The 24,161-nt window shown below is 65.8% G+C and carries 23 protein-coding genes and 1 pseudogene; 2 read left to right on the top strand and 22 right to left on the bottom strand.

All coding sequences use genetic code 11. The annotated features are described in order from the left end of the window. Positions 1-201 precede the first annotated feature (201 nt). The 9 genes and pseudogenes from G3N61_RS08095 to G3N61_RS08135 all read right to left on the bottom strand — a co-directional run bounded on the left by G3N61_RS08095 (position 202) and on the right by G3N61_RS08135 (position 7,936). Entirely contained in the window at positions 202-1,134 is a 933-nt protein-coding gene (locus G3N61_RS08095; RefSeq protein WP_021156739.1) for a family 2A encapsulin nanocompartment shell protein, read from the bottom strand. Positions 1,135-1,272: 138 nt separating this feature from the next. Then, positions 1,273-1,494, bottom strand: a complete 222-nt coding sequence (locus G3N61_RS08100; RefSeq protein WP_089453685.1) for a helix-turn-helix transcriptional regulator — start codon at positions 1,492-1,494, stop codon at positions 1,273-1,275. 8 nt (positions 1,495-1,502) lie between these two features. After that, on the bottom strand, positions 1,503-2,441 hold the full coding sequence (gene epsC, locus G3N61_RS08105) for a serine O-acetyltransferase EpsC (protein WP_089453686.1): 939 nt from the start codon (positions 2,439-2,441) through the stop codon (positions 1,503-1,505). Positions 2,442-2,469: 28 nt separating this feature from the next. After that, a complete protein-coding gene (locus G3N61_RS08110) occupies positions 2,470-2,940 on the bottom strand; it encodes a rhodanese-like domain-containing protein (protein ID WP_089453687.1) in 471 nt (156 codons plus the stop codon). 426 nt (positions 2,941-3,366) lie between these two features. Continuing rightward, a complete protein-coding gene (locus tag G3N61_RS08115) occupies positions 3,367-4,767 on the bottom strand; it encodes an amidase family protein (RefSeq protein ID WP_089453688.1) in 1,401 nt (466 codons plus the stop codon). A gap of 76 nt (positions 4,768-4,843) precedes the next feature. After that, positions 4,844-5,635: an alpha/beta hydrolase gene (locus G3N61_RS08120; RefSeq protein ID WP_043178457.1), complete on the bottom strand. Its 792-nt coding sequence runs from the start codon at positions 5,633-5,635 to the stop codon at positions 4,844-4,846. An 84-nt stretch (positions 5,636-5,719) separates the two neighbouring features. Further along, a pseudogene (locus G3N61_RS08125) lies at positions 5,720-6,058 on the bottom strand (DUF4148 domain-containing protein); the annotation flags it as partial. Between the two features lie 292 nt (positions 6,059-6,350). Then, positions 6,351-6,896, bottom strand: a complete 546-nt coding sequence (locus tag G3N61_RS08130; protein WP_346778557.1) for a cytochrome P460 family protein — start codon at positions 6,894-6,896, stop codon at positions 6,351-6,353. Beyond that, positions 6,893-7,936 (bottom strand): alpha/beta hydrolase, encoded by a 1,044-nt coding sequence (locus G3N61_RS08135; RefSeq protein ID WP_205822126.1) that lies wholly within the window; start codon positions 7,934-7,936, stop codon positions 6,893-6,895. The genes G3N61_RS08130 and G3N61_RS08135 overlap by 4 nt, the downstream gene beginning before the upstream one ends. A 405-nt stretch (positions 7,937-8,341) precedes the next feature. Between G3N61_RS08135 and G3N61_RS08140 the strand changes: the two genes are divergently transcribed. Continuing rightward, positions 8,342-8,737, top strand: a complete 396-nt coding sequence (locus G3N61_RS08140; protein WP_205822127.1) for a hypothetical protein — start codon at positions 8,342-8,344, stop codon at positions 8,735-8,737. A 167-nt stretch (positions 8,738-8,904) separates the two neighbouring features. On the opposite strand, the gene G3N61_RS08145 is transcribed toward G3N61_RS08140, so the two are convergent. The 7 genes from G3N61_RS08145 to G3N61_RS08175 form a co-directional block, all read right to left on the bottom strand. Beyond that, positions 8,905-9,159, bottom strand: coding sequence for an RNA-binding protein (locus G3N61_RS08145; protein WP_205822128.1), 255 nt, complete (start codon positions 9,157-9,159; stop codon positions 8,905-8,907). Positions 9,160-9,184: 25 nt separating this feature from the next. Then, on the bottom strand, positions 9,185-10,363 hold the full coding sequence (locus G3N61_RS08150) for an acetate/propionate family kinase (RefSeq protein ID WP_205822129.1): 1,179 nt from the start codon (positions 10,361-10,363) through the stop codon (positions 9,185-9,187). A gap of 4 nt (positions 10,364-10,367) precedes the next feature. Beyond that, the gene (locus tag G3N61_RS08155) at positions 10,368-11,306 is read right to left on the bottom strand and encodes a phosphate acetyltransferase (RefSeq protein WP_205822130.1); all 939 of its coding nucleotides are present in this window, start codon (positions 11,304-11,306) and stop codon (positions 10,368-10,370) included. A gap of 19 nt (positions 11,307-11,325) precedes the next feature. Further along, entirely contained in the window at positions 11,326-13,674 is a 2,349-nt protein-coding gene (locus G3N61_RS08160) for a DUF3141 domain-containing protein (protein ID WP_205822131.1), read from the bottom strand. 61 nt (positions 13,675-13,735) lie between these two features. Continuing rightward, positions 13,736-14,500, bottom strand: coding sequence for an enoyl-ACP reductase FabI (fabI, locus tag G3N61_RS08165; protein ID WP_089453759.1), 765 nt, complete (start codon positions 14,498-14,500; stop codon positions 13,736-13,738). A gap of 422 nt (positions 14,501-14,922) precedes the next feature. Further along, entirely contained in the window at positions 14,923-16,200 is a 1,278-nt protein-coding gene (locus tag G3N61_RS08170; protein ID WP_089453695.1) for an epoxide hydrolase, read from the bottom strand. A gap of 198 nt (positions 16,201-16,398) precedes the next feature. After that, the gene (locus tag G3N61_RS08175; protein ID WP_039354670.1) at positions 16,399-17,103 is read right to left on the bottom strand and encodes an SDR family oxidoreductase; all 705 of its coding nucleotides are present in this window, start codon (positions 17,101-17,103) and stop codon (positions 16,399-16,401) included. Between the two features lie 134 nt (positions 17,104-17,237). Here G3N61_RS08175 and gcvA point away from each other — a divergent pair, with 134 nt between their 5' ends. Beyond that, a complete protein-coding gene (gcvA, locus tag G3N61_RS08180; RefSeq protein ID WP_043178468.1) occupies positions 17,238-18,158 on the top strand; it encodes a transcriptional regulator GcvA in 921 nt (306 codons plus the stop codon). Here the strand turns inward: gcvA and G3N61_RS08185 are convergent. From G3N61_RS08185 to G3N61_RS08210, 6 genes are all read right to left on the bottom strand, one after another. After that, entirely contained in the window at positions 18,131-18,727 is a 597-nt protein-coding gene (locus G3N61_RS08185; protein ID WP_205822132.1) for a pyridoxamine 5'-phosphate oxidase family protein, read from the bottom strand. The two genes, gcvA and G3N61_RS08185, sit on opposite strands and share 28 nt — an antisense overlap. A 95-nt stretch (positions 18,728-18,822) precedes the next feature. Continuing rightward, entirely contained in the window at positions 18,823-19,014 is a 192-nt protein-coding gene (locus tag G3N61_RS08190; RefSeq protein ID WP_043178469.1) for a hypothetical protein, read from the bottom strand. A gap of 12 nt (positions 19,015-19,026) precedes the next feature. Next, entirely contained in the window at positions 19,027-20,226 is a 1,200-nt protein-coding gene (locus G3N61_RS08195) for a PLP-dependent aminotransferase family protein (RefSeq protein WP_205822133.1), read from the bottom strand. A 312-nt stretch (positions 20,227-20,538) separates the two neighbouring features. Further along, complete coding sequence (locus G3N61_RS08200) at positions 20,539-21,507, bottom strand: hypothetical protein (protein WP_205822134.1); 969 nt, start codon at positions 21,505-21,507, stop codon at positions 20,539-20,541. Positions 21,508-21,614: 107 nt separating this feature from the next. Then, positions 21,615-23,258 carry a DUF2334 domain-containing protein gene (locus G3N61_RS08205; protein ID WP_043178475.1) on the bottom strand — a complete coding sequence of 548 codons (1,644 nt, stop codon included), beginning with the start codon at positions 23,256-23,258 and terminating at the stop codon, positions 21,615-21,617. A 12-nt stretch (positions 23,259-23,270) separates the two neighbouring features. After that, positions 23,271-23,579 carry a hypothetical protein gene (locus tag G3N61_RS08210; protein ID WP_241017638.1) on the bottom strand — a complete coding sequence of 103 codons (309 nt, stop codon included), beginning with the start codon at positions 23,577-23,579 and terminating at the stop codon, positions 23,271-23,273. Between the last annotated feature and the right edge of the window lie 582 nt (positions 23,580-24,161).

Below are 24,161 nucleotides of genomic sequence, written 5' to 3' on the forward strand. Positions count from 1 at the left end.
GCCTGCCCGGCGCAGTGGTTGATTGGAGACATTCGACGAATTCGCGGCACTTCGCCTGCTTCTTCTTCTTTTCGTGCTTCGATAAACCGTGAACAATGGGATTACGCGCAACGCTCCGTCGAGAGCGTCGCGGGATCGGGCAAGCCGGCCGGCAGCGGCGCGTGCGGCAACGCGTGCGCGTCGCCGCCGGCCAGGCCGGGATTAACGGTAGGTGTCGGGATAGTCATGGAACTTGGCGATTTCGACGTCATCGAGGACAGCCAGCGCATCCGGCGAATGGACCGCGAGCGAGCAATACAGCGAGATCAGGTACGACGCGATCGCCTGGTTGTTGATCCCCATGAAGCGCACCGACAGGCCCGGGCCCTGCTCGCCCGCGACACCCGGCTGATACAGGCCGACCACGCCCTGCCGCTTGTCGCCGACGCGCAGCAGCAGGATCTTGGTCTTGCCGTCCGCGACCGGCACCTTGTCCGACGGGATCAGCGGAATGCCGCGCCACGTGAGGAACTGCGAGCCGAACAGGCTGACCGTCGGCGGCGGCACGCCGCGCCGCGTGCATTCGCGGCCGAACGCGGCGATCGCGAGCGGGTGCGTGAGGAAGAACGCGGGTTCCTTCCACACCTTGGTCAGCAGCTCATCGAGATCGTCCGGCGTCGGCGCGCCCGTCAGCGGGAAGATCCGCTGATCGTCGGTCACGTTCGCGAGCAGCCCGTAGTCGGGGTTGTTGATCAGCTGGCTTTCCTGCAGCTCCTTGATCGTCTCGATCGTCAGGCGCAGCTGTTCCTTGATCTGGTCGTGAGGACTGCTGTAAAGATCGGAGATCCGCGTATGCACGTCGAGCACCGTGCTCACCGCGTTCAGGAAGTATTCGCGCGGCTGTTCCTCGTACGGCACGAAGGTCTGCGGCAGCACGCTTTCGTCCTCGAGCTGCGTGCACGCGGCGCGCACGGCCTCCGGGTTCTTCACCTGGTTCAGCCGATAGATGCCGGCCTCGACCGGCACCCATTGCAGCAAGTGGGTCAGCCAGCGCGGCGTGATCGTGGAAAGCTGGGGGACGGTCTTGGTAGCGTTCGCTAGTTGGCGGGCGGCGTGATCGCTCAGCGCGGCCGTGCCGCTTGCAACGGTCGACATGTGTGGCTCCGGGTTCTTAAGATGAAAAACGGGATTGCTTATGACGCTCGGTGATTATCGGAAGCACACACCTGCCGGCTCAACATGCTATAGCCGTCATGTCGCGTGCAACCGAAAGGGAAACGAAACGGGGCGGCCTCAGGTGACGTACACGCCCGGCAGCAGCGTCGAGATCGACACGTCGAACGCGCGCGCGATCTTGTCGGCCGTGACGATCGATGCGATCGCCTCGCCGCGCTCGATCTCGCCGACATACGAGCGGTTCAGCCCCGCATGCTCGGCCAGCTGCTCCTGCGACCACGTGCGCGCTTCGCGCAGCTTGCGCACGTTGGCGCCGAAGTGATGGATGAGGTCGCTCATCGCGCCTCCTAGGCGACACGCGCCGCCGCGCGCGGCGCGGCGTTCGCTTCGCTGCGCAGCACCGCCTGCGTGATGTTCGCGCCGGCCGGCACGTCCTGCGTGAGCCACACGTTGCCGCCGATCACCGCGCCGCGCCCGATCGTCACGCGGCCGAGGATCGTTGCGCCCGCATAGATCACGACGTCGTCCTCGACGATCGGATGACGTGCGAGCCCCTTCTCCAGATGGCCGGCCGCATCGCGCGGAAAGCGCTTCGCGCCGAGCGTGACGGCCTGGTACACGCGAACGCGCTCGCCGATGATCGCCGTTTCGCCGATCACGACACCCGTGCCGTGGTCGATGAAGAACCCCGCGCCGATGCGCGCGCCCGGATGAATGTCGATGCCCGTCTCCGCATGCGCCTGCTCGGCGATGATCCGTGCGAGCAGCGGCAGGCCGAGCCCGTACAGTTCGTGCGCGAGCCGGTGATGGATCATCGCGAGGATGCCCGGGTAGCACAGCAGCACCTCGTCGACGCTGCCGGCCGCCGGATCGCCGTGGAATGCGGCCAGCACGTCGCTGTCGAGCAACCGGCGAATCTCCGGCAAGCGCGCGGCAAACGCCTGCACGGCCGTCGACGCCACTTCATCGACGTGATCGACCTGCCCGTCGTCCTGGCGCTGTCGCGCCGCGTAGCGCAATTCCAGCTTCACCTGCGCGAGCAGCGCATTCAGCGCCGCGTCGAGCGCATGGGCCACGTGGAAGTTCTCGCTCTCCTGGCGCAGGTCGGGCGGCCCGAGCCGCATCGGGAACAGCACGCCCTTCAGTGCGCCGATGATCTGCGCGAGCGCCTCGCGCGCCGGCAGGTCGCGCCCGCCCGGTTCGAGCGAGCGCCGCTGCTTCTCGCGCCATGCGCGGCGCACGGTCTGCAGCGATTGAACGATGTCGTCGATGTCGAATGCGGCCATGCTGCTTTCTCCCCGTAACGGCCGTGAATCAGTCCTGTGCCCACGGCAAGCCGCGAAAACGCCAGCCATTGCTGCCGCCGCGATGCTGCCGCGCGTCGAGGTCGCCCTCGAACCCTTCGAGCACGTTGAATACCTGCGTAAAGCCCCCTTTCGTCGCGGCCTCGGCCGCCTGCGCCGAGCGGTTGCCGCTTCGGCACAACAGCAGCACGACGGCCGCCTTGCCGGTCTTCGCTTCCAGCTCGCGCACGAAGCGCGGGTTGCGCGTCAGGCTCGTGCCCGTTGCCCACGGCACATGCAATGACGCCGGCACGTGGCCGACGAATTTCCGTTCCTCGGCGGTGCGCACGTCCACCAGCAACGCATCGCCGGACGAGAACAGCGCCCACGCCGCTTCCGGCGCGACGCCGCCCGCATAGGGCGTGCCGGCCGCTGCGGCGGCCGCGCGCGCGTCTTCGAGCGCCTGCTGCGCAGCGGTTCGTTCTTCCAATGCAACCGTCATGACACTTCCTTGTTTTCGCTGATTCGTATGACCAAAAACACCGGGAATGCGGCCGTTGCAGCTTGCATGCTGTCTATAGCCGTCAGCGCCACTATGCGAGTGCGGCCGGGCAAGCAGAACCAATAAAAATTCATTTCCTAATCAGCGCCGCGAGGAATGCAATAGCAGACGCGCGCTATCGGGGCCGGTTCGGTGGCGAGGAGGACAGGCGGAATGGCGACCGTTCGATGTCACGCATCGAAGGACGTTGGAAGGCATTGCGGGAGACGATCAACGCGGCGTGCGGCGCGTTGGAATGGCATCCGAAGCAGCGTGCATGCGCGGACGCGCAGGCAGGGACGACTGATGAAATCCGGCTGGCTGGCGGAATGCATCGGCACGATGCCGGACGGGCATCGCCGATGCATTCGCTTGTCCGTCAACCGGCTACTGCACCGGGTCGACTGGCGCGACCGGCACGCCGCGCGCTTCGATATCGCGCCCGGCCAGCAGGCACAGATCCTCGCGGTGATGCGCGGCCACCACCTGCACGCCGACCGGCACGCCATTCACGAGCGAAGTCGTGACTGCCAGCCCCGGCAGTCCCATCGCCGGCAGCGCGCGCAACGTGAGCTGCGCCTCCCACACGCGATCGAACCCGTCCTGCCCCTGCCGGTCGAGATCGTCAGGGAACGGTAGCTCCGACGACACCGGCAGCAACACCACCGCATACTCGTCGAGAAACAGCCGCCACTGCCGCGTCAGCGTCGTGCGCCGGACGAGCGCGCGGCTGATCACGTCGGCCGGCAGATCGCGCACCTTGCCGCGCACCGCCTCGACCACGGCAGCCGCACCCGGATCGCCGTCGTTGACGACCGCGCTCGTCAACGCGTCGAATCCATCGCCGAGCCAGAGTTGCTCCTGCAACAGTGCGGCCTCGCGCATCGGCGGTGTGTCGTCGATTTCATCGACGGTCCAGCCGGCATCGATCAACCGCCGTGCGGCATCGCGCAATGCGGCCTCGACCTCGGGCATGACCTGCAAGCCACCCGGCCGCACGCACAGCGCCGCGCGCTTGGGCACCTCGCGCCCGTCGAACGGCACCGCCACGTGCCACGGATCGCGGGGGTCCGGCGCGGCGAACGCACGCAGCGCGAGCGAGAGATCGTCGATCGTGCGTGCAATCGGCCCCGCCGTCGACATCAGTTGCGCGCCGATCGCACGCTCGGGCGATGACGCATTGAACGCCGGCACGCGTCCGAGCGACGGCCGGATCCCGTGCACACCGCATGCATAGGCCGGGTAACGCACCGAGCCGCCGATATCGGTGCCCACTGCCAGCGGGCCGATCCCGGCGGCCACGGCTGCCGCCGCGCCGCCGCTCGATCCGCCCGGCGTCAGCGACGGATTGCGCGGATTACGTGTGTGGCCGTGCACGAGATTCGACGTGAACCAGCGCAACGCGAACGTCGGCGAATTGGTGCGGCCGAGCAGGATCGCGCCGGCCTTTCTGATGTTGCTGACCACCGGGCTGTCTGCATGCGCGATCAGGTTCTCCTGCAGACGCGTGCCGTTGGTCGTCGCAAAATCCGCCTGGTCGACGTTGATCTTCACGGTGACGGGCACACCCGCGAGCGGCCCCGGATCGTCGCCGCGCGCGATGACGCGATCGACTTCGTCGGCCTGCCGCCGTACATCGTCGGGCCGGTGCTCGATCACCGCGTTGATCGCCGGATTCACCGCATCGAGGCGATCGAGCACCGCGTCGGCCACTTCGCGTGCGGACACTTCACGATGCCGCACGCGTTTCGCGAGTTCGGTTGCCGGCAGTTGCCAGAGTTGCGTCATGACTTCTCCTTGTGGAAGGGCATCACAATCACTCATGGCGCCGCGCTTCCCAACGAAAGCGCGGCGCCGCGTTCACTCACTGCGTATCCTGCTTCGCGCGTTCGGCCGCTGCGATGATCGCGTCGGCCACGGCCTTCGGCTGGCTCAGCATCGACACATGGCTGCCGTTCACGCGCGTGACCGTCGCGCCGATCCGCTTCGCCATCGCTTCCTGCAGCTTCGGATCGATCATCTTGTCCTGCGTCGCGACGACGAACGACGACGGCTTCGCATGCCACGCGGCCTGCGCGACCTTCTCCGAGATGCAACCGCCATACCACGGCCCCTGGGTCGCCGCCACGATGCGCTGCTGCGCGGGCGGCAGGTCCGGCGCGAAATCCTGCGCGATCGCCTTGTCCGACAGCGTGGCGAAGCCACCCGCATCCTTGCGCAGCTCACCGGCCCACGCGGGCGCCGGCAGCCCTTGCGTGACATCGGCGATCGACTGGCCGTTGTCGGGCGCGAACGCGGCGACGTACACGAGCGATTTCACCTTGTCGTCGTTGCCCGCATCGCTGATCACGACGCCGGCCCACGAATGGCCGACCAGCACGACCGGCCCCTTCTGCGCGTCGATCGTGCGCTTCGTCGCGGCCGCGTCGTCGGCGAGCGAGCTCAGCGGATTCTGCACCGACACCACGTGCAGCCCGCGCGCCTCGAGCAGCGGAATCACGCGGTTCCAGCTCGACCCGTCGGCGAATGCGCCGTGCACGAGCACGACGTTCGTGCCCTTCAGGTCGTCCTTCGGCGCAGCCTGCGCCGCGACCGCACCGAACAGTCCGCCGATCACCGCAGCGGATACCAGAACGCGTTTCGTCAAACCTGCCATCGTCATGCTCCTGTCTGTGTCGTGTGATTCAAATGAAGTGCTGCATTGGCGACCGCGCCTCCATGCAGCAGGCGCGGCACCGGATCACGAATGCGCGTACAGGTCGTCCGCAGCGTTCCGTCCGGAACGCGATTGGGCTGCGTCGCGATGGCTGGCCGGCGTCGATGCGTCGGCCACATTGTCGCCTTGCGACTTCGACGGGCCGTTCTGGTCGGAACGCGCGACCTGCAGCGCGGCGGCGATGTCTTCCGGGTAATGCGGTTCGCTGCGGGCCGGGTTGTAGCCGGCCTGTTCCAGACGGACGAGTTCGGCGCGCACGTCGGCACGCGTGAGACCGTGGCCGGTATCGGCGAACGACAATGCGGGGACGGCGGCGAGGACGGCGACGGCGAGGATTCGAGCGGCTTTCATGAAGGTTCTCCTTGAAGGAAGGTGGTCAGTCGATCATTCGGCATCCGATCCAGTTCGTCTGGCATCGAACGTTTCCTGCATGTCGACAGTAGAACCCGCGCACGTATCTGCCATGTTTCCAGAACCGGTGCTTTCTGCATGCCAGTTTTTCAGGAGCGGCCGCAGATACAGTGCGATACAAACCCGGCTGCCGCATCGTTCATTCACGCTGTCTGCTGAAGTGCTCCCCCCAAGCACACCCGCCATGAAAAAAAGGCGTGCCACGCACGGCACGCCTTCCGTCGACCCCATCACACCGCGTACGTCACGGCGCGAGCCGCGTGAACACGTAGTCGTGGTTCTTCACACGCGCCTGGTGGCACGCAAAGCACGTCTGATGCTGGCCGATATCGGCCGGTACGCCGTTGACGAAGCGCCCGAAACCCCAGCCGCCCGTCGATGCATAGCGGCGCGAGTCCTTCACCATCACCTGCACGTTCGTCGCCTGGCCGGGCACCGTGGCCGGCGCGAACTCGTCGGACTGCTTGCGCTTGTACGCGAGCTTCACGAGGATCGTACCGTCCGGGAACGGCAGCGTCGCCTGTTCGAGCGCACGGATCGCGACGGGATTGCCGAGCACCACGCGTAGTTCATCGAGCGGCGCCGCCTCTTCCGCCGGCGCGACCATTTCCCACTTCCGGTAGCCGGGCGGAATCGTCACGCCGTAGATCGGCGACGCGGCGGCCGCCGGCTTCGGCTGCTCCGCGAACGCGGCCGGGCCGCTCGCCGACAGCGCGCCAGCCAGCAGCACGCGCGCGACCAACGCACGCCGCGCGCCGCGACGCACCAGGCCCACACGAGCCCGCCTCACAGATGCTCCACTTGCAGGATCGCATCCGCGAACGCCTGCGGCACTTCCTGCGGCAGATTGTGGCCAATCCCGCCGGTGATCGTCCGGTGCTGGTACTTGCCCGTGAACTTCTTCGCGTACGCGGCCGGTTCCGGATGCGGCGCACCGTTCGCGTCACCCTCCATCGTGATCGTCGGCACCGTAATCGCGGGCCCGGCGGCAAGACGCCGTTCGATATCGTCGTACTGCGCCTCGCCCTTCGCGAGCCCGAGGCGCCAGCGATAGTTGTGGATCACGACGGCCACGTGATCGGGGTTCTGGAACGACGCGGCCGAGCGTGCATAGGTTTCGTCGGAGAACTGCCACTTCGGCGACGCAAGCTGCCAGATCAGCTTGTTGAACGCATCGCGGTTCGCCGCGTAGCCCAGCGCGCCGCGCTCGGTCGTGAAGTAGAACTGATACCACCACTGGAATTCGGCCTGCGGCGGCAGCGGCTTGCGGTTCGCCTCCTGGCTGCCGATCAGGTAGCCGCTCACCGACACCAGCGCCTTCACGCGCTGCGGCCACAGCGCGGCGATGATGTCGGCCGTGCGCGCGCCCCAGTCGTAGCCGCCGAACACCGCGCGGTCGATCTGCAGCGCATCCATCAGCGCGACGATGTCCACCGCCGTCACGGCCTGCTGGCCGTTGCGCACCGTGTCGGCCGAGCGGAACGTCGTCGACCCGTAGCCGCGCAGGTACGGCACGATCACGCGATAGCCGGCCGCGACGAGCAGCGGCGCGACTTCCGCATAGCTGTAGATGTCGTACGGCCAGCCGTGCAGCAGGAACACGACGGGGCCGTTCTTCGGCCCGAGGTCCGCATACCCGACGTTGAGCACGCCCGCGTCGATCTGGTGAATCGTGCCCAGCGACGCGACGCCGGCCGAGCGCTTCCCCGCCGGCGCATCGGGCGCCGACTGCGCATGCGCGAGGGCACTGAAGCCGAGGTCGGCGAGGCTCAGGCTCGCGAGTGTCGTACCCAGGATCAGGCGGCGGCGGGTGTTCACGGTGTCAGGCATGACTCGTTCTCCATGGTCGATCGCTAAGAAAGGGGCCCCGCGGCACGTGCGGGTGCTCGGGAAGCGTCGTTCGCGGTGGCGGCACTGGCACTGCGCCGCCGTGTGAATCGCTTCACCGGATTTATATCCGATCCATCCGGAGGCTGTGTATCCCAACGTATCTGTGTGCGAATACGACACACGGGGATTCAAAAATCGAGCGGAGAACGACGCTTTCGGGTTGCCTCAAGGCGCCATCGGCCCCGTGGCGCCGGCGTCGGCACCCGCGCCGAAACTACCCGGCGATCGCGGGCACATGCTCGCGCGTTGAAAAGGCGCGACCGGAAACGCGTGCGCCGCCCATGCAAGATTGCGGCGATACTCCGGGTACCGGGGTGACATCCCATTCGACTTCAGGTGATCGGTTTGACCCATGCCAATGAACAACGCGTCCCCGTACAACGGGCAAGCCCGAACAGGCCGCCGCTCTGGCTCGCGACCATCCTGACCGTGTTCGGACTGGCAGCGCTTTCGCTTGCGTCGTTCTTCGGTTTCTCCACCGGGTACTGCAATGACCTCGGCGGTGCCGTGGTCTGGGTCGTGCTCTGCACGGCCGCCGCCGTTTATGGCGTCTTCAAGCTCTATCGGGATGTCTTGCCGGTCGGACTGGTTGCCTGCATCGCGCTCGCCGAGGTCGTCCGGCGACTTCAGCGCTTCAGGGTCACGTGGCTTCGATTTCTGATTGCGCTGCTTTGTGTCTATGGCGCCACGGCATTGCTCGCCTGGCTGGGGAGTTCACACAGCGACTGCCGCGTTCTCTGACGCGCAAGGTCATGCAGGATTGCCGCACGTATCGGCGCGACTGCGCTACCTGACGTCCGCCGGCAACATCGCGGATGCGTGATGCCGTCAGGCATCGCCAGCGAACGCGGGCCACCTGACGGCCGGCCCGCCATCACCGCGAGCACCACGCCGATGCACGAAGCCGTTCACGCCTTCCGATCCGGCAGGATATGGGCCCGAATCGACCGCCCCCGCCACGATATGTGGTCGATCCGCGCCCGCAGCGTGTAAAGCCCCACCGACGTCAGCGTATTGAACCTGAGCAACGCGATGGGATCGCCGATCCCGGCCGGCACGCGCTCGATCGCATCGAACAGCGGGAACCCGTGCCGCGTCAGGAACGCGCCGACTTCGTCGTCGCGTGCGTGTTCTTCGACATTGACCAGCAAAAGTTCGGCCATGACGGCTCCTTTTCTTGTTCGTTCGTCACCGGATCAACCGGCGCGTATGTTGCGCGATCATCAGTTCCTCGTTGGTCGGGATCACCCAGGCCGGCACGCGACTCGACGCCGTCGCGATCAGCGGCCCGTCCGCGCGGTTCGCTTCGACGTCGATCTCGACGCCGAGCCAGGCCGCACGGCGCAGCACGCCTTCGCGAATCGCCGCCGCGTGCTCGCCGATCCCCGCCGTGAAAACGATGGCGTCGATGCCCTCCATCGCGGCGGCCAGCGAACCGAGTTCGCGCGCGATACGGTAGATGTATAGCTCGATCGCGAAGCGCGCATGCGGATCGTCGCTCGCGAGCAAGGTCCGCATGTCGCTCGACAGGCCGGACACGCCGAGCAGCCCGGAGCGCCGATAGAGCAGATCCTCGACGGCGCGCACGTCCATCCCGAGTTCGTCCATCAGGAACAGCACGACGCCCGGATCGAGGTTGCCGCAGCGCGTGCCCATCGGCAATCCGTCGACCGCCGTGAACCCCATCGTGCTCGCGACGCTCTTGCCTGCCACGAGCGCACACATGCTCGCGCCATTGCCGAGGTGGGCGACGACCGTGCGCCCGCGCGCCGCCTGCGGCGCGACGTCGGGCAGCACGCTCGCGATGTACTCGTACGACAGCCCATGGAAACCGTAGCGTCGCACGCCCCGGCTGGTGATCGACGCGGGCAGCGCGAACGCCTGGGTCACCGCGGGCTGCGTGCTGTGGAACGCCGTATCGAAGCAGGCCACCTGCTCGATACCGGGCTGCACCGTTTCGAGGATGCGAATCGGCGTGAGGTTGTGCGGTTGATGCAACGGCGCGAGCGGCGTGAGTTTTTCCAGCTCGGCGACGATCTCGGGCGTGACGCGCACCGGGCCGCTGAAGCGTTGCCCGCCGTGCACGACGCGATGGCCCACCGCGGCGAGACGGTGCCCTTCCTGATGATCCTCCAGGAACGCGGCGATCTGCTCGAGCCCTTCGTGATGGCCGAACGACGCGCCGCCGGCCCATTGCCGCTCGTGCCGTTCCGCGTGATGGTCGACCGCGCTGAAGTGCGCGGTGGCCGTGTACAGGCCATCGACCTGGCCGTGCACGATCAGCCCGAGCGTGTCGCCCTGCACGTCGAATGCGGAAAACTTGATGCTCGACGAGCCGGCATTCAACACCAGAATCACGTCTGCCATGGCGTCACCCCGCGCGCCTGGCCGCTTCACGCTGCCCGTTCGCGACGAGCATCGCGACCGCACAGGAAGCCAGCCGGGTGATCAACGAATCGGCGCGGCTCGTCAGGATGACCGGCACGCGCGCGCCGAGCACGATCCCCGCCGCGTCCGCGCCGGCCAGGAACGACAGGCTCTTGGCGAGCATGTTGCCGGCTTCGAGATCCGGCACCATCAGCACGTTCGCGTGCCCCGCCACCGGCGAATCGATCTGCTTGATGCGCGCGGCCTCGGGATCGATCGCGTTGTCGAGTGCAAGGGGGCCGTCGACGAGCGCGCCGCTAATCTGCCGCCGATCCACCATCTTGCACAGCGCGGCGGCTTCGAGCGTCGACGGCACTTTCGGGTTGACCGTCTCCATCGCCGAGAGGATCGCCACGTACACCTGCGGAAACGCCAGCGCATGCGCGAGATCGATGGCGTTCTGCAGGATGTCGACCTTTTCCTCGAGCGTCGGCGCGATATTGATCGCCGCGTCGGTCACGATCAGCGGATCGGCGTGCGCGGGCACGTCCATCACGAAGCAATGGCTGATGCGCCGGCCCGTGCGCAGTCCGGCATCGTGCCGGACCACTTCGGCCATGAGTTCGTCGGTGTGCAGGCTGCCCTTCATCAGCGCGGACGCCCGGCCGTCGCGTACGAGTCGCACCGCCGCCGCTGCCGACGCCTCGCTGTACGGCGTATCGACGATCTCGTGCGCGCGGATCGACAGCCCGAACTCCGCGGCGGTCGCTTCGATACGTGCACGCGGGCCGACCAGGATCGGGTCGATCAACCCCTTGCGCGCCGCCTCCAGCGCCCCTTCGAGCGAGCTTCGATCGCACGGATGCGCGACGGCGGTCGGCATCGGCGCCAGCGTCTGGCAGTGTTCGATGAGGCGCTGGTATTTCTCGTGTCTGTTTTCCATCTCGGTTCCTTGCCGGCTGTCACTGCACACGATCGGGGGTCGCTACCGGCCCCTTGGCCGGCCGCTTCGCGGGCGCCGCGCCCAGCACCGCGCGGATGCGTTGCAGGGCCGCCCACTGCTGCTCGCTCACCGACGCGCTTTGCACGCGCGGATCGCCGAGCAGCTTGTCCAGCAACGTCAGCAGCCGCTGGCGGTCCTCGGGCCTGGCAAGCAGTGCCGGCAGCGTGGCGACGGCCTGCTGCGGCGCGTAAGTCGCGATGATCTCCTGCTCGCCGTAGATGCGCCGCCACTGATCGGCCGGCAGGTCCGGCAGGTACTCGGCGTAGGTTTCCGCGAGTTCGCGCTCGGTCGCCAGCTGCGCCAGCGGAAACGGTTCGCCGCTGCGTTCGAGCAGAAACGCTGCGCGCGCCACCGCTTCGGTGTAGCCGCCCCGGTCGATCGATGCGAGCGCCTCCTTCACGAACGGCAGATCGCGAGGGTCCGTCGCCACCGGCGAAGCGGCATGATGGTCACGATACTGCTCGGCGAAATGCAGCATGAAGGGCTGCGTGTACAGCGTGAAAAACAGCGACTCGGTACTCGCATCGCGTATCGCGCGGAAAAAATCGAGCGACGCGCTGACGATATCGGAGCCGCGATGTTCGAGCTTGCGCCACGGCTCGATATCGTCGGCCGGCTGGCGGTGAGCCCGGACCGTGTCGGCGGCCGGCTTCAGCCAGCCAAGCCACGGATTCAGGTCCGAAAACGCCCAGCGCTGAAAGCGCAGCGGATGAAAATCGCGCAACAGGCGTGCCGTGGTTTCGTTCGATGCCTGCTGCACGAACGGCTGCATGAACAGTTCATAGGCGCGCTGCGTGAATTCGGACAGCTCGGCGACAGCCTCGAACGCATGTTCGTCCTTGCGCCCGAAGCGGTTGAAGTGTTGCGCGATCTCTTCGAGACGGTGCTCGGCGAAGGTGACCTCGTAAGCGACCTTCCCGTCGGCGCCTTTCACCTCCTCGATCGACATCGCATAGAGGCCGGGCGGCAGCGTTTCGACGGCATCCAGCACGCTCACGATCTGCGCGTGCTCCTTCTTCGCGACCTTGCCCGACACGAAGATGCCGAGATGCCCGACATCCTCTTCCATCAACCCGATGATCACCTGCCCGCGCGACTTGATCTCCTCCGTGCTGCCGTAGATGTCCGCGACCCAGTTGAACGCCTGCTGCGGTGGCGTGATGTTGTCGCCCATCGACGCGAACAGGATGATCGGCGAGCGGATCTCGCGCAGGTCGAACGCTTTGCCTGCCCCGTCCCGCACCTCGCCGGACCAGAGCTTGTTGCCGATGAACAGGTTGCGCGTGATCCACTCGATCTCTTCGCGGTTCATCAGGTAGTAGCCGCCCCACCAGCGCTCGAACTCGAGGAAGCGCGGCGGCTCGGTGTCGATGTTGTCGTACACGTGGTAGTACTTGTCCCACAACGTGTTCGCCGGGTTCAGGTTCTCGAAGTTCTGCACGAGATAGGCGCCGTCGAACTTGCCGTTGCCGAGGTCCGACGAGAACGACGCGAGCCAGGTGCCGCCGAGCAGACCGCCGGCATAGCGCATCGGATTGTCGCCGGGCCCGTCGCTCCACGCACCGCTCCAGTACGACATCGGGGCGCCGTTGATGACGATCGGGCCCGTATCGTCCGCCGACGAACTCGCGAGCATCATCGCGGCCCAGCCGCCCTGGCAATTGCCGACGATGGCCGGCTTGAGGCTGTCCGGATGCAGCTCCCGTACTTTCCGGACGAACGCCTGTTCCGCCGCACACACGTCGAGCAGCGTCTGGCCGGGCTCGGGCTCCTGGAAGAACACGACGAAGTACACGGGATGCCCCGCGCGCAACGCCACGCCGACCTGCGAATCGTCCTTGAAGCCGCCGATACCCGGGCCATGCCCCGCGCGCGGATCGATGATCAGGTAAGGCCGCTTGCTGGCGTCGACGATCACGCCGTCCGGCGGCTGGATGTGAACGAGCGCGTAATTGACGGGCCGTTCGAACTGCCGGCCATCGAGCACGACTTCGTAGTCGAAATGCAGCACCGGCTTGAGCCCCTGGGCCGTGCGCTCGACGTATTGCGTGCCGCGCTCGCGCAGCGTGTCCCAGAACAGCAGCGAGCGCTGCACGGCATCCACCGCGTAATGCCAGGCGCTCAGCGGCGAGAAAGGCGTGGCGAAAGGGGCAGTGCCCGAGTCGTGACTTGGGCCCTCGCTGCCGTCGAGCGCTTCGCCCAACCGTTTCCCGTATTGTTCCAGCGCGTGCTGCGTGCGCTTTTGCAGGACGTGGGCAATCTCCGTGGCGATCTCATGACTGCGCGCCAGTTGCGTGGCAGCATCCATAACACTGTTCTCCAGAGGGGCAAGGTGAGTCTCGACGCATTCCGGGAGCGGCCGCCTCGCGTCAGCCGAGCACGTGCATCCCCGCGTCGATGTAGTGAACGCCGCCGGTCATCGCACGTGCGGCATCGCTGGCAAGAAAGGTGCACAGCGCGCCGACGTCGTCGATGTCGAGCGGCCGGCGCAACGGCGCACGCCGTGCGGTGTCGTCAAGCAGGTGATCGAAGTTCGGCAGCCCGGAGGCCGCCCGCGTGGGCAATGCGCCAGGCGAAACCGCATGCACGCGGATGCCGGCCGGCCCCAGTTCGACGGCCAGGTAGCGGACGGTGGCCTCCAGCGCCGCCTTGACCGGCCCCATCACGCCGTACTCCGCGATGACCTGGTCGGCGCCGATATAGGTCATCGCCATCAAGCTGCCGCCGGACGTCATCAACGGCTCGGCAAGCTTTGCCATCCTGATGAACGAGTGGCAGGAGGTATCCATCGCGAGGGCGAATCCTTCCGGCGAGCTGTCGACAACCCGCCCGTGCAGATCGGCCTTCGGTGCGAAGGCCACGGCATGCAGCAGAAAATCGAGGCCGCCCCACTGCTCGCCGATCATGTCGAACACCGCTTGCATCTGGTCGGCCCGGCTCACGTCGACGGGCATCGCAATCGCCGGCTTCAACTGTTCCAGCAGCGGCTCGACAAACGGCAATGCCCGGTCGGATTGCCAGGTCACGGCCAGCTCGGCGCCTGCTGCGTGAAAAGCGCGCGCACATCCCCACGCGATGCTCTGCTCGTTCGCCATGCCGACGACGATTCCCCTTTTGCCTTCAAGGGGCCGCATGCCATTGCCGGACACGCGCGACTCGCGCACGTCGTGATTCGTCATCGCGAAACCTCGGGTCGTATTTTTTCACTGCGCGAAACTGTAGAAAGGTTGATTTACCTTTCTGCCGCGAGCCAATAAACAGGAGGAGCAGTCCGCACGCATGTGCAGTCGCGAATCATTGTATTGAGGGTTTCAAACCATCAGATCATTCGTGCGATATATTTTTGATTTTTATCAAAATCGCTTTTCAATCAAATAATTACGCTGGAATGTTTCAGTCGGGAAGGGTGTATTTCATCGATATGTCATTCAACCGTGCGTAAAAACGCGCGTTGCTTCTGCAAGCAGAAACAAAATAACCGCTGTTTTCGCGATAAAACAGAAACGAACGCAAGCCGCATGACTGCACCGGCCCGCGTTCGTCAGTTCCCCCTCGCCTACGCGCGCCGCAACGGCCGGAACCCGGCACGCACTTCACGAGCAAACAATTCCGGCTCCTCCCATGCCGCGAAATGCCCGCCCTTGTCGACTTCGTTGAAGTAGATCAGGTTGTGATAACTGCGCTCGGCCCAACTGCGCGGCGCCTGGTAGATCTCGCCCGGAAACACCGTGATCGCAGCCGGCAGCGAGATATCCACCGCGTTGAAGTTGTTCGAGTGATCCTCCCAGTAGATCTGCGCGGCGGACGTCGCGGTGTTCGTCAGCCAGTACAGCGAGATGTCGTCGAGAATCTCGTCGCGCGGAATCGAGCGTTCGGGCACGCCGCCGCTATACGTCCACTGGGAAATCTTGTCATACATCCACGCAGCCTGACCCGAAGGCGAATCGGCCAGCGCATAGCCGACCGTCTGCGGGCGCGTGACCATCATCGCCGAGTAGCCGCAGTTGTCGCGATAGAACGTCGCGAGCTTGTCGTACGCGGCCTTCTCCTTCGGCGACAGCGAAGCCGGTGCGGGCGCATCGGTGGCGAGCAGCGTCGCGATATCCGGCGGCACCGTCGCCGGCATGTTCACGTGAATCCCGGCGAGGCCCTGCACGCGCTGCATCGCCATCCGGTGCGAGATCACCGAGCCGCAATCGCCGCCCTGCGACACGAAGCGCGTATAGCCGAGCCGAGCCATCAGTTCGCCCCACGCGCGCGCGATGTGGTCGGAACCCCAGCCGGTCTGCGTCGGCCGGCCCGAGAAGCCGAAGCCCGGCAACGACGGCACGACGACGTGAAACGCATCGTCCGCGCTCGCGCCGTGCGCGGTCGGATCGGTCAGCGGGCCGATCGCCTTCAGCAACTCGAAGATCGAGCCCGGCCAGCCATGCGTCATGATCATCGGCATCGCGTTCTCGTGCCGCGATCGCACGTGAATGAAATGAATGTCGAGCCCGTCGATTTCCGTGATGAACATCGGGAAACCGTTCAGGCGCGCCTCGCCCTTGCGCCAGTCGTAGTCGGTGCCCCAGTAACCGAGCAGCGCCTGCATGCGTGCGAGCCGCACGCCCTGCGATTCGTCGGCGACGGTCTCGCGGCCCGGCCAGCGCGTCGCGGCAATGCGGCGGCGCAGGTCGGCCACGGCTTCATCGGGAATGTGCGCGGTGAACGGGCGTATGCCGCTGTTACCGGTCGCCGCATGCAGCGCGGTGGGCAGCATCGCCGAGACCCCGGCGGCCACGGAGGTGGCCAGCAGGTGGCGACGCATCGGGGAAAACGGTGTGGAAGACATCGTTCGGCATCTCCTTTCGTGAGGTGGAAAGTGAACATGCCGCGCGCAGGGTCGCGCCTTCGCTTTCAATCCGGCGCGCCCTGCTCACGCGGCGTCGCCCATTTGAAAGGTCTGATGTATCCCGGATTTGTCTGATTTGTACGCGTTTGTAGCTCTTGCGCGGCGAGCGGCCCGCGCGGCCGCTCGCCCATGTGACGCTCAGAGCGCCTTGACGATCGCGCCGTCGACGCGAATGTTCTGCCCGGTGATGTAGCCCGCGCCGTCGGACAGCAGGAACGCGACGGTCTTCGCGATCTCGCCGGTCTTGCCGAAGCGGCCGGCCGGAATGCGCGCGACGATCTCCGGCGTTTCCGGCCAGCTGTCGATGAAGCCCGGCAGCACCGCGTTCATCCGGATGTTCTCGGCCGCATAGCGTTCCGCGTAAAGACGCGTCCACGCGCTCAGCGCCGCGCGCAGTGCCGACGAAACGGGCATCGGCTGCTCGGGTGCGTCGGCCGCGAAGCTCGAGATGTTGACCACCGCACCGCCGCCCTGCTTCTGGAAGATCGGCGTCACGCGGCGCATCACGCGCACCACGTTCAGCAGGATCAGGTCGAGCCCCGCGTGCCAGTTGTCGTCGGTGATCGCCAGCAGCTCGCCCTTCGGCGGATGCCCGGTGTTGTTCACGACCGCATCGATGCGGCCGTAGCGCGCAACCGTTTCCTGCACGAGCCGGTCGATATCGGCTTCTTCCGTCACCGAGCCCTGGATGCCGAACCCGCCCAGCTCCTCGCCGAGCGCCACCGCGCTGCCCGACGGCGACATCAGCGCGACGCGATAGCCCGTCGCCGCCAGTTCGCGCGCGATCGCCGCGCCCATGCCCTTGCCTGCCGCCGTGATCAACGCCACTTTTTCTACAGTCACGATCTGCTCCTCGTTCGAATCCTGCCACCGCGCAGCCGCCGTTCGGCGCGCCATGGTGGTAATGTAGGCGCATCGATACCGACTGTCGAACCAGTATTTCTGCCTCCAGCCGATAGTTTTTCTACAGCCTGACGATGCCGCCTCGCCCCTCCCGCCTGCCGCCGCTGAATGCGCTTCGCGCGTTCGAAGTGTCCGCGCGGCACCTCAATTTCCGCGCCGCGGCCGACGAGATCGGCGTCACGCAGGGCGCCGTCGCACAGCAGGTGCGCCACCTCGAGGACGTGCTCGGCCTGAAGCTGTTCGAACGCCTGCCGCGCGGCCTCGCGCTGACGCACGACGGCGCCGCGTATTTCTCCGACGTGCAGCGCGCGCTGCACGCGATCGCCGACGCCACCGACAAGCTCGTGAAGCGGCGCGCCGCGCTGACGATCAGCACGACGCCGTCGTTCGCGTCGAAATGGCTGATCCCCCGGCTCGCACGATTCACCGACGCGCATCCCGACTACGACGTGCGCGTGATCGCCGACCCGCAGCTCGCGACGTTCCGCCACGACGGCGTCGATCTCGCGATCCGCTACGGCAAGCCGCCGTTCGGCAAGCATCTCGCCACGCATGCGCTGTTCCCGCTCGACGTGTGCGCGGTATGCAGCCCCGCGCTGCTGGCCGCGCCCGCGTCGTCGAGCGCGCTCGCGGGCCAGGTGCTGCTGCACGACGCGCACGACCTGTGGCCCGCGTTCCTCGCCGCGATGCCGGAACCCGTCGATATCGATCCGCACAAGGGGCTGCGCTTCAACCAGACGTCGCTCGCGATCGATGCGGCCGTCGCCGGCCAGGGCATCGCGCTCGCGACCGATCCGCTCGTCGAGCGCGACATTGCCGCGGGCAGGCTGTGCAAGCCGTTCGATTTCGCGTTTCCGCTGTCGGTGGGGTTCTATCTCGTGTATCCGGCCGAGCGACGGGACGACGATGCGATCGCCGTGATGCGCGAGTGGATGATCGCGCAGGCGGTGTCCGACGAACGGCAGGGTCAGGGCGCGATCCAGCGGCCGTCGTAGCCGCCTGCGTGCAGATCGAATATCGCGCGGCGATGACCGCTGCGCGCGAGTTCGAGCCAGTCGATGCGCGTTGCGGTCACGTGAAGCAGGCAGAAGTTTTCATAGCCGTCGCCGGATGGCTCGGCGCGTTGGCTCGCCGGGACATGCGCCGCCTCCGGCGACTCGACCGGCGTACCTGGCGGCAAGGGCGCGCGATACAGCAGCAGCGTATGCGGGCGGCTCGATTGCCAGATCGCGCGCCGTTGCGCGTCGTCGTCGCAGATCGATGCACCCCCCTCCACGCGAATCTGCACGAGCGCATCGAGATCGTTGGCGACGAGCGCGATGCGCGGATCGCGGCGCAGCTCCGCGACCTTCTCCGAACGCGCATCGGTATGAAACGACAGCACGCGATCGGCGCGGCTCACCTGGCGCAAGACGATCGTGCGTACCTTCGGCGCGCCGTCGATGCCGAGCGTCGCGGCCTGCAGCATCGTGAACGGCGAGCGCTGCGCGCTCACGCCGGATTCGAGGCAGGACCACAGGCGCTCGTAGGTTTGCGCGAGCGATTCGGACGTTGAGTCGGGCATGACGAAGCGGCGATCGTGCGGGTGGCGATCGCGCAAGCTTAACCGTTTGCGGCGGCGACGGCACGCGCATGGCGCGCCGGCCGTCGCCGTGCGACTCAGTTGTAGCCGAGCACGACCGATGCCGCTTCGCCGAGGTCGGCTGCCGGCTCCGCGCCGAAGCGGCCGAGCACGTCGGCCACATACTGCGGCCCCGCGCTGATCTGCGACGAACGGTGCGCAACCGGCCGGTGATCGCCCGCGCCCGGTGCTGCGCCCATCGATACGGTGTCGTTGACGGTGAGTTTCATGTGGATGTCTCCTCAAGCGGCCAGCGCCGCACCATACGCGCGCACGAGGCGCGCAACGCCTTCCCGGATCGCGTCGACGTCCGGTGCGGCAAACGACAGGCGCAGCGAGGCCGCGTCGACGTTGTCCGCGAAGAATGCCTTGCCCGGCACGAACACGATCTTGTTCGCGATCGCCTGTTGCAGCAGCACGTCCGACGACACCGCGCCGATCCGCGCCCACACGAACATCCCGCCTTCGGGACGATGGAATTCGATCGCATCGCCGAGGCCGTCGCGCAGCGCGTCGCACATCGCGTCGCATTTGCGCTGATAGGCGGCCGTGATGCGCGGCAGATGGCGTTCGAGCGCGCCGTCGGCCAGATATTCGGCGGCGGCCGCCTGCGTCCACGGCGTGCTGCACAGATCGACCGTCTGCTTCGCGATCACGCAGCGCCGCGCGATCTCGGCCGGCGCGATCGTCCAGCCCACGCGCAGCCCCGGCGCGACGATCTTCGACAGGCTCGCGAAATGCACGAGCCAGTCGCGTGCGCCGTCCACTTCATCGGCGAGCGCCAGCATCGACGGCACGGCCTCGCCCGCGAAACGCAGGTCGCCGTACGGATCGTCCTCGACGATCAGGAAACGGTATTGCACCGCGAGACGCAGCAGCTTCAGCCGGCGCTCGCGCGTAAGCGTCGCACCCGTCGGGTTCGCGAAGGTCGGCACCGTGTAGAGCAGCTTCGGCTGCGCGATCGCGCCGGACGCAAGCTGCTCGCCGAGACCGTCGACGTCGAGACCGTCGCCGTCGACCGGAATCGTCACGATGCGCGCCTGCTGCAGACGCATCGCCTGCAGCGTCGCCGGATAGGCCGGCTGCTCGGTCAGCACGACGTCGCCGGGCGACACCATCACGCGCAGCAGCAGGTCGAGGCCCTGCTGCGAACCGGTCGTGACGAGCAGTTCGGCCGGCGTGCACGCCACCCCGCGGCGCGCCATCAGCGCGATCAGTTGCTGCTTCAGGTCGGCGAGGCCGTCGGTCGGGCCATATTGCAGGCAACGCACGGGCTGCGCGTACGCGCGCTCGGCGGCCGCGTTCAGGCCGTCGACGTCGAACAGGTCGCTGGCCGGATAGCCGCCCGCGAAGGAAATCATGCCCGGTTCGGACAGGTACTTGAACAGTTCGCGGATCGGCGAGCCGGCGGGATTCTGGAATGAGGGAGTGAACGCGTACATGTCGTCGTGAGCTGGATGGCGCGGACGGCCGGGATAGCCGCCCGATGCCGGCCACCGCGGCGCTGCTGGCGCCACGGCGGTGAAATCGAGCCACGATTGTCGATAGTCATTAAGGCCGCGGCAAACGATATCTATGCACTAGGTCTTGCGGTTTGATCATCAAATGGGCCTTGGACGGGGGAAGCGAAACGCGCTGGTTCCCGGCGTCTCGACACCGGATTCCGGGCACGCGTTGCCGGCGGAAAGCCAATCCGTCCGATTGTTTCGCGAAGCGTTCGCCCCGCCCGCCCCGCTTGCCGGGATCGCGCCGAATCAGTGCGCCGGCCCCGCAGGCGCGACCGGCGGCGGCCCGGGCTTCCACGTCGAGAGCGCGCGCGTGAGGTCGTCCGACACGTAGTGCGGACCATCGAACAGATAGACCGAATAGCCGCGATACGCGAGCAGTTGCCTGCTCAACTCGTCGGCGCTGGCCGAACGGAACCCGCCGCGCTCGGCGGGCCGGAACGCCTCGGCGATGACCCGCACGCGGCGTTTGCCCAGTTTTGCAACCAGTTCGTCGAGGTAGCTGCGTGCGACATACGGCTCGCGGGCATAGACGCCGCAACCATCCTGGAAGAACACGCCGACGTCCGCTGGCAACCACGTTGCGAGCCAGTCCGCGAGCGCCTTTCCGCCGATATTGGTCTGGTCGTACACGCTCACCCAGAGCGGACGCGGCAACCGTTGCAGGACCGCGGCGAGCTTGGGGGCATCCTGCCAGGTCGGATCGATTTCGACCGGGAAGTAGTAGCCGGTGACATGCAGCGGGACGGATGCGTGCGCCACTTCCAGGGACTGGTCGGCGAGCGTCGACAGATGGGTGCGCGCGCGCTTTTCATCCTGGTAGCCGGCCAGGCCCAGGATGACGTTTCGGGCCCACGGCTCACGACCGATACGTTCCCAGTCGGGAAGGTGCGCAGCAGGCGGGATGCGGGTGTTGGCGATGTACGCGGCATCGTCGACGACGGTCCATTGAATCAGCAGATCGCTGATGCCGAGCATCTGCCAGTTGCCGACCGGGTTCGTCGTCGAGTTGTCCACCTGCCAGACGATGCCGTCCGCGTGCACGTCGTGCGCGGTCCAGCTGCAGGCGGCCACGACGAGCGATGCGCCGATGGCCGCAAGCGTCGCCGCCCGGGGCGAACGCGGCGCGGCGGCGAGCAGGCCCGGTCCTGCTGCGAGCCGAAACCGGCCCATGCACAGACGAATCCTGCGCAAGGCTGGAATCGCGTACGTGGTCATCGCTGGCTCCCCGGGAAGCATGCCTGCGCGTCATCGTAGCCGATCAAATGCAAACGTGCGACCCGCGTTGTTGACGCGGGTCGCACGGAGTTGCCGCTACGGCGCCGTCACTTGGCCGTCGTGCCGTCCACCCACGTGTAGCCAAGATTCGTGATGCCGGTGACGAGACTCTGGAAGTCCTGATATGCCGGCAATCCGAGATCGGGTTCAAGCCAGTACGGATGGAAGAAGAACGATGCGAAACCGTCCCGCACCGCCAGACCATACTGGGCATTGGTCACGATTTGCTGCCACGTGTACGTGATGCACGAGAACGGGTCGATATTGCAGATGTTGTATTGCACGCTGCCCAGGTTCTCCGGAATGATCCGCTGCCCGTAGTAATCGGAGTTGATGATGTACGGGAAAAACTGCCCGGCAGAAAAGTCCTGGTTGGCCGCCCCCGTTCCGAGTTGCGGATTGGTCGCGGTGTAATACACGGCCCGCTGGAACGTGGTCGGGAACGTGAGGGCCGTCGCCGACGACGCGGCCGGCGACATCTGGTACTGCGGCGCGGCCCAGCCGACGACCTTGTAGCCGTTGGTCGTGAACTCGAGCAGGCCGTCGGTCATCCGGCCTTCCGCCCATTGCACGGAGTCCTCATCAACAGGCCGGTTCTGCACGGCGAACCAGAACTCGTAATCGCTGCCGCTCACGGCGTTCTGCAGGTTCGGCGTCGAATCGTACTGGTGCGTATAACCGTGCATCACGATTGAGCCGCCATGCGCGACCGCATAGTTCAGCGCACTCTTGAGGCCGGTTGCCTGTGCCAGATGGATCGTCTCCGGCACGCCGCCGTTGTAATAGCCGTTCGGGTCCGTATACAACGGGATGGTGGCCATCGTGAACGGGATCTTCTTCGAGTACAGGTAATTCGTCAGCTTCTGCATCGAACTCGTCGTCGTGTACGCGTCGAGATCCTCCAGGCGGACGAGCGCACGATGATTCACCGGTGCATTGGTCTTCAGAATGTCGTGCAGGATGTCGCAAATCACCAGGTAGCGATCCGTCGGGCCGATGTAGGAAAACGGCATGTCCGCGAAGTACCAGAGGTTGCCCGAGCGCATGACGTACGGCGTGGTTGCACCGCTCTGGCTGTTCTTGATGGTGACGAGCGCCTGTGCCTTGGTGGCATCGACGATCTGGGTCAGGCCGACATCCGGATCCGCATTGATGACGCCGGTCGACGCGTCATAGGCGTAGTACTTGACCATCGACAGGTTCTTGTACGTGACCGTGTCGTAGAAGCCGGGATTCGGATTGCTCGCCGACGGCGTCGCGTTCATCCCCGCGAGGCCCGAGAAGCTGAACCCGTAGGTCTGGTTGAACGTGTAGGCCGTGTTCCATGCCAGTTCCCACAGGTTGTACTTGAACCAGACCACGGTCTTCTGGGCGGTCATCACGTCGCTCATGAACGCCGTCGGAATCGGGTTGTTGTAGTAGTCGCCGATATAGAACGTCGCGTCGTGGCTTCCGATCATGCCGGACGTGTAGTTCTGGATCGGCACCAGGTCGACCGTCGTATTGAAGTGACCCAGCAGGTTCCTCAACATGATGCTGTACATCAGGCCCAGCTTCGAATACGGATCGTTGGCCGGATTGTCGTACAGCACGAGCGTATGGGCGGTGGTGGCCTGCGCATGCGCGGTGCCCGGCAATGTCATTTGCGCGAGTCCGGCAAGCAGGGCGATGACGAGCAAGATCTTTTTCATGGCCGTTTCTCCCTAGTCACGTTCCACATTGCCATTGGATTTCTTGACGGACTTCCTGTCGAACTTCGGGCGGCCCGTTTCCTTGTACGCCTTGTCCCAATCCTCGTCGGACATGCCTGCTTTCACTTTGACCTGAGCCGAGCCGTTCGGCAGCGGAGGCGGTTTCACCTTCTTCTGGACAGAAGAATTGCCGTTCTGCTGCGCACTCGCATCCTGCACGCCGACAGCGAAGACAAGCGTGGCGATGATGGCGACGAGCGATCCGGCAGTGCTCAACCCGTTCCGAAAAGATTGCTTGCGATGCGAAGGCATGATTTTCATCCTTTGATATGCAAAATAAGTTCATCTCGTTAACGAAACGAGCACGGCGAAGCGCCATCCGGATTCGGGGCGTTATGTCGTGAATTTCTGCTGCGCGATTGAAACCAGACGAATAAATCCGGCAGGAGATGGTTTTACTTTCAAGCTAGAACCGTACCATCCGTCGCAAATGGGCATAGCGCCAAGGCGCCTAAATTGACGCATCAACGCAGCTCAAAAATTGCTTCGATAAACGTTTCAGGCGTGCAACGCGGCGGTGTCACGAATTTAATCGGACAAACGCGCCAGGCCTGTTCGTACGATTCAGGGAAAACCAGTTGATCGCGGCGCTTCGCAAAGATGCAACACGGTCATGGCCGCGGACGACATGCATGCGCAATGACGACCGAGGAGCCTGATTTCCGGTTCGACGCCGATCCATCCGGCCGGTCGCTGCTGGAATCGCGCGACGACTTCCCGAGGGTGGCCGCCTGCGCCCGGCAGAGGGTCTGAAAACGATGTGTCATCCGGTCGATCTACCGCGTGTTTCAGCACTGAAACATTTGGCTCGGATTCGATGGGCCGATCCTGTGCGACGCCCCG

The organism is Burkholderia sp. Ac-20349, from assembly GCF_017104865.1.
GTDB classification, from domain to species: Bacteria; Pseudomonadota; Gammaproteobacteria; order Burkholderiales; family Burkholderiaceae; genus Burkholderia; species Burkholderia aenigmatica.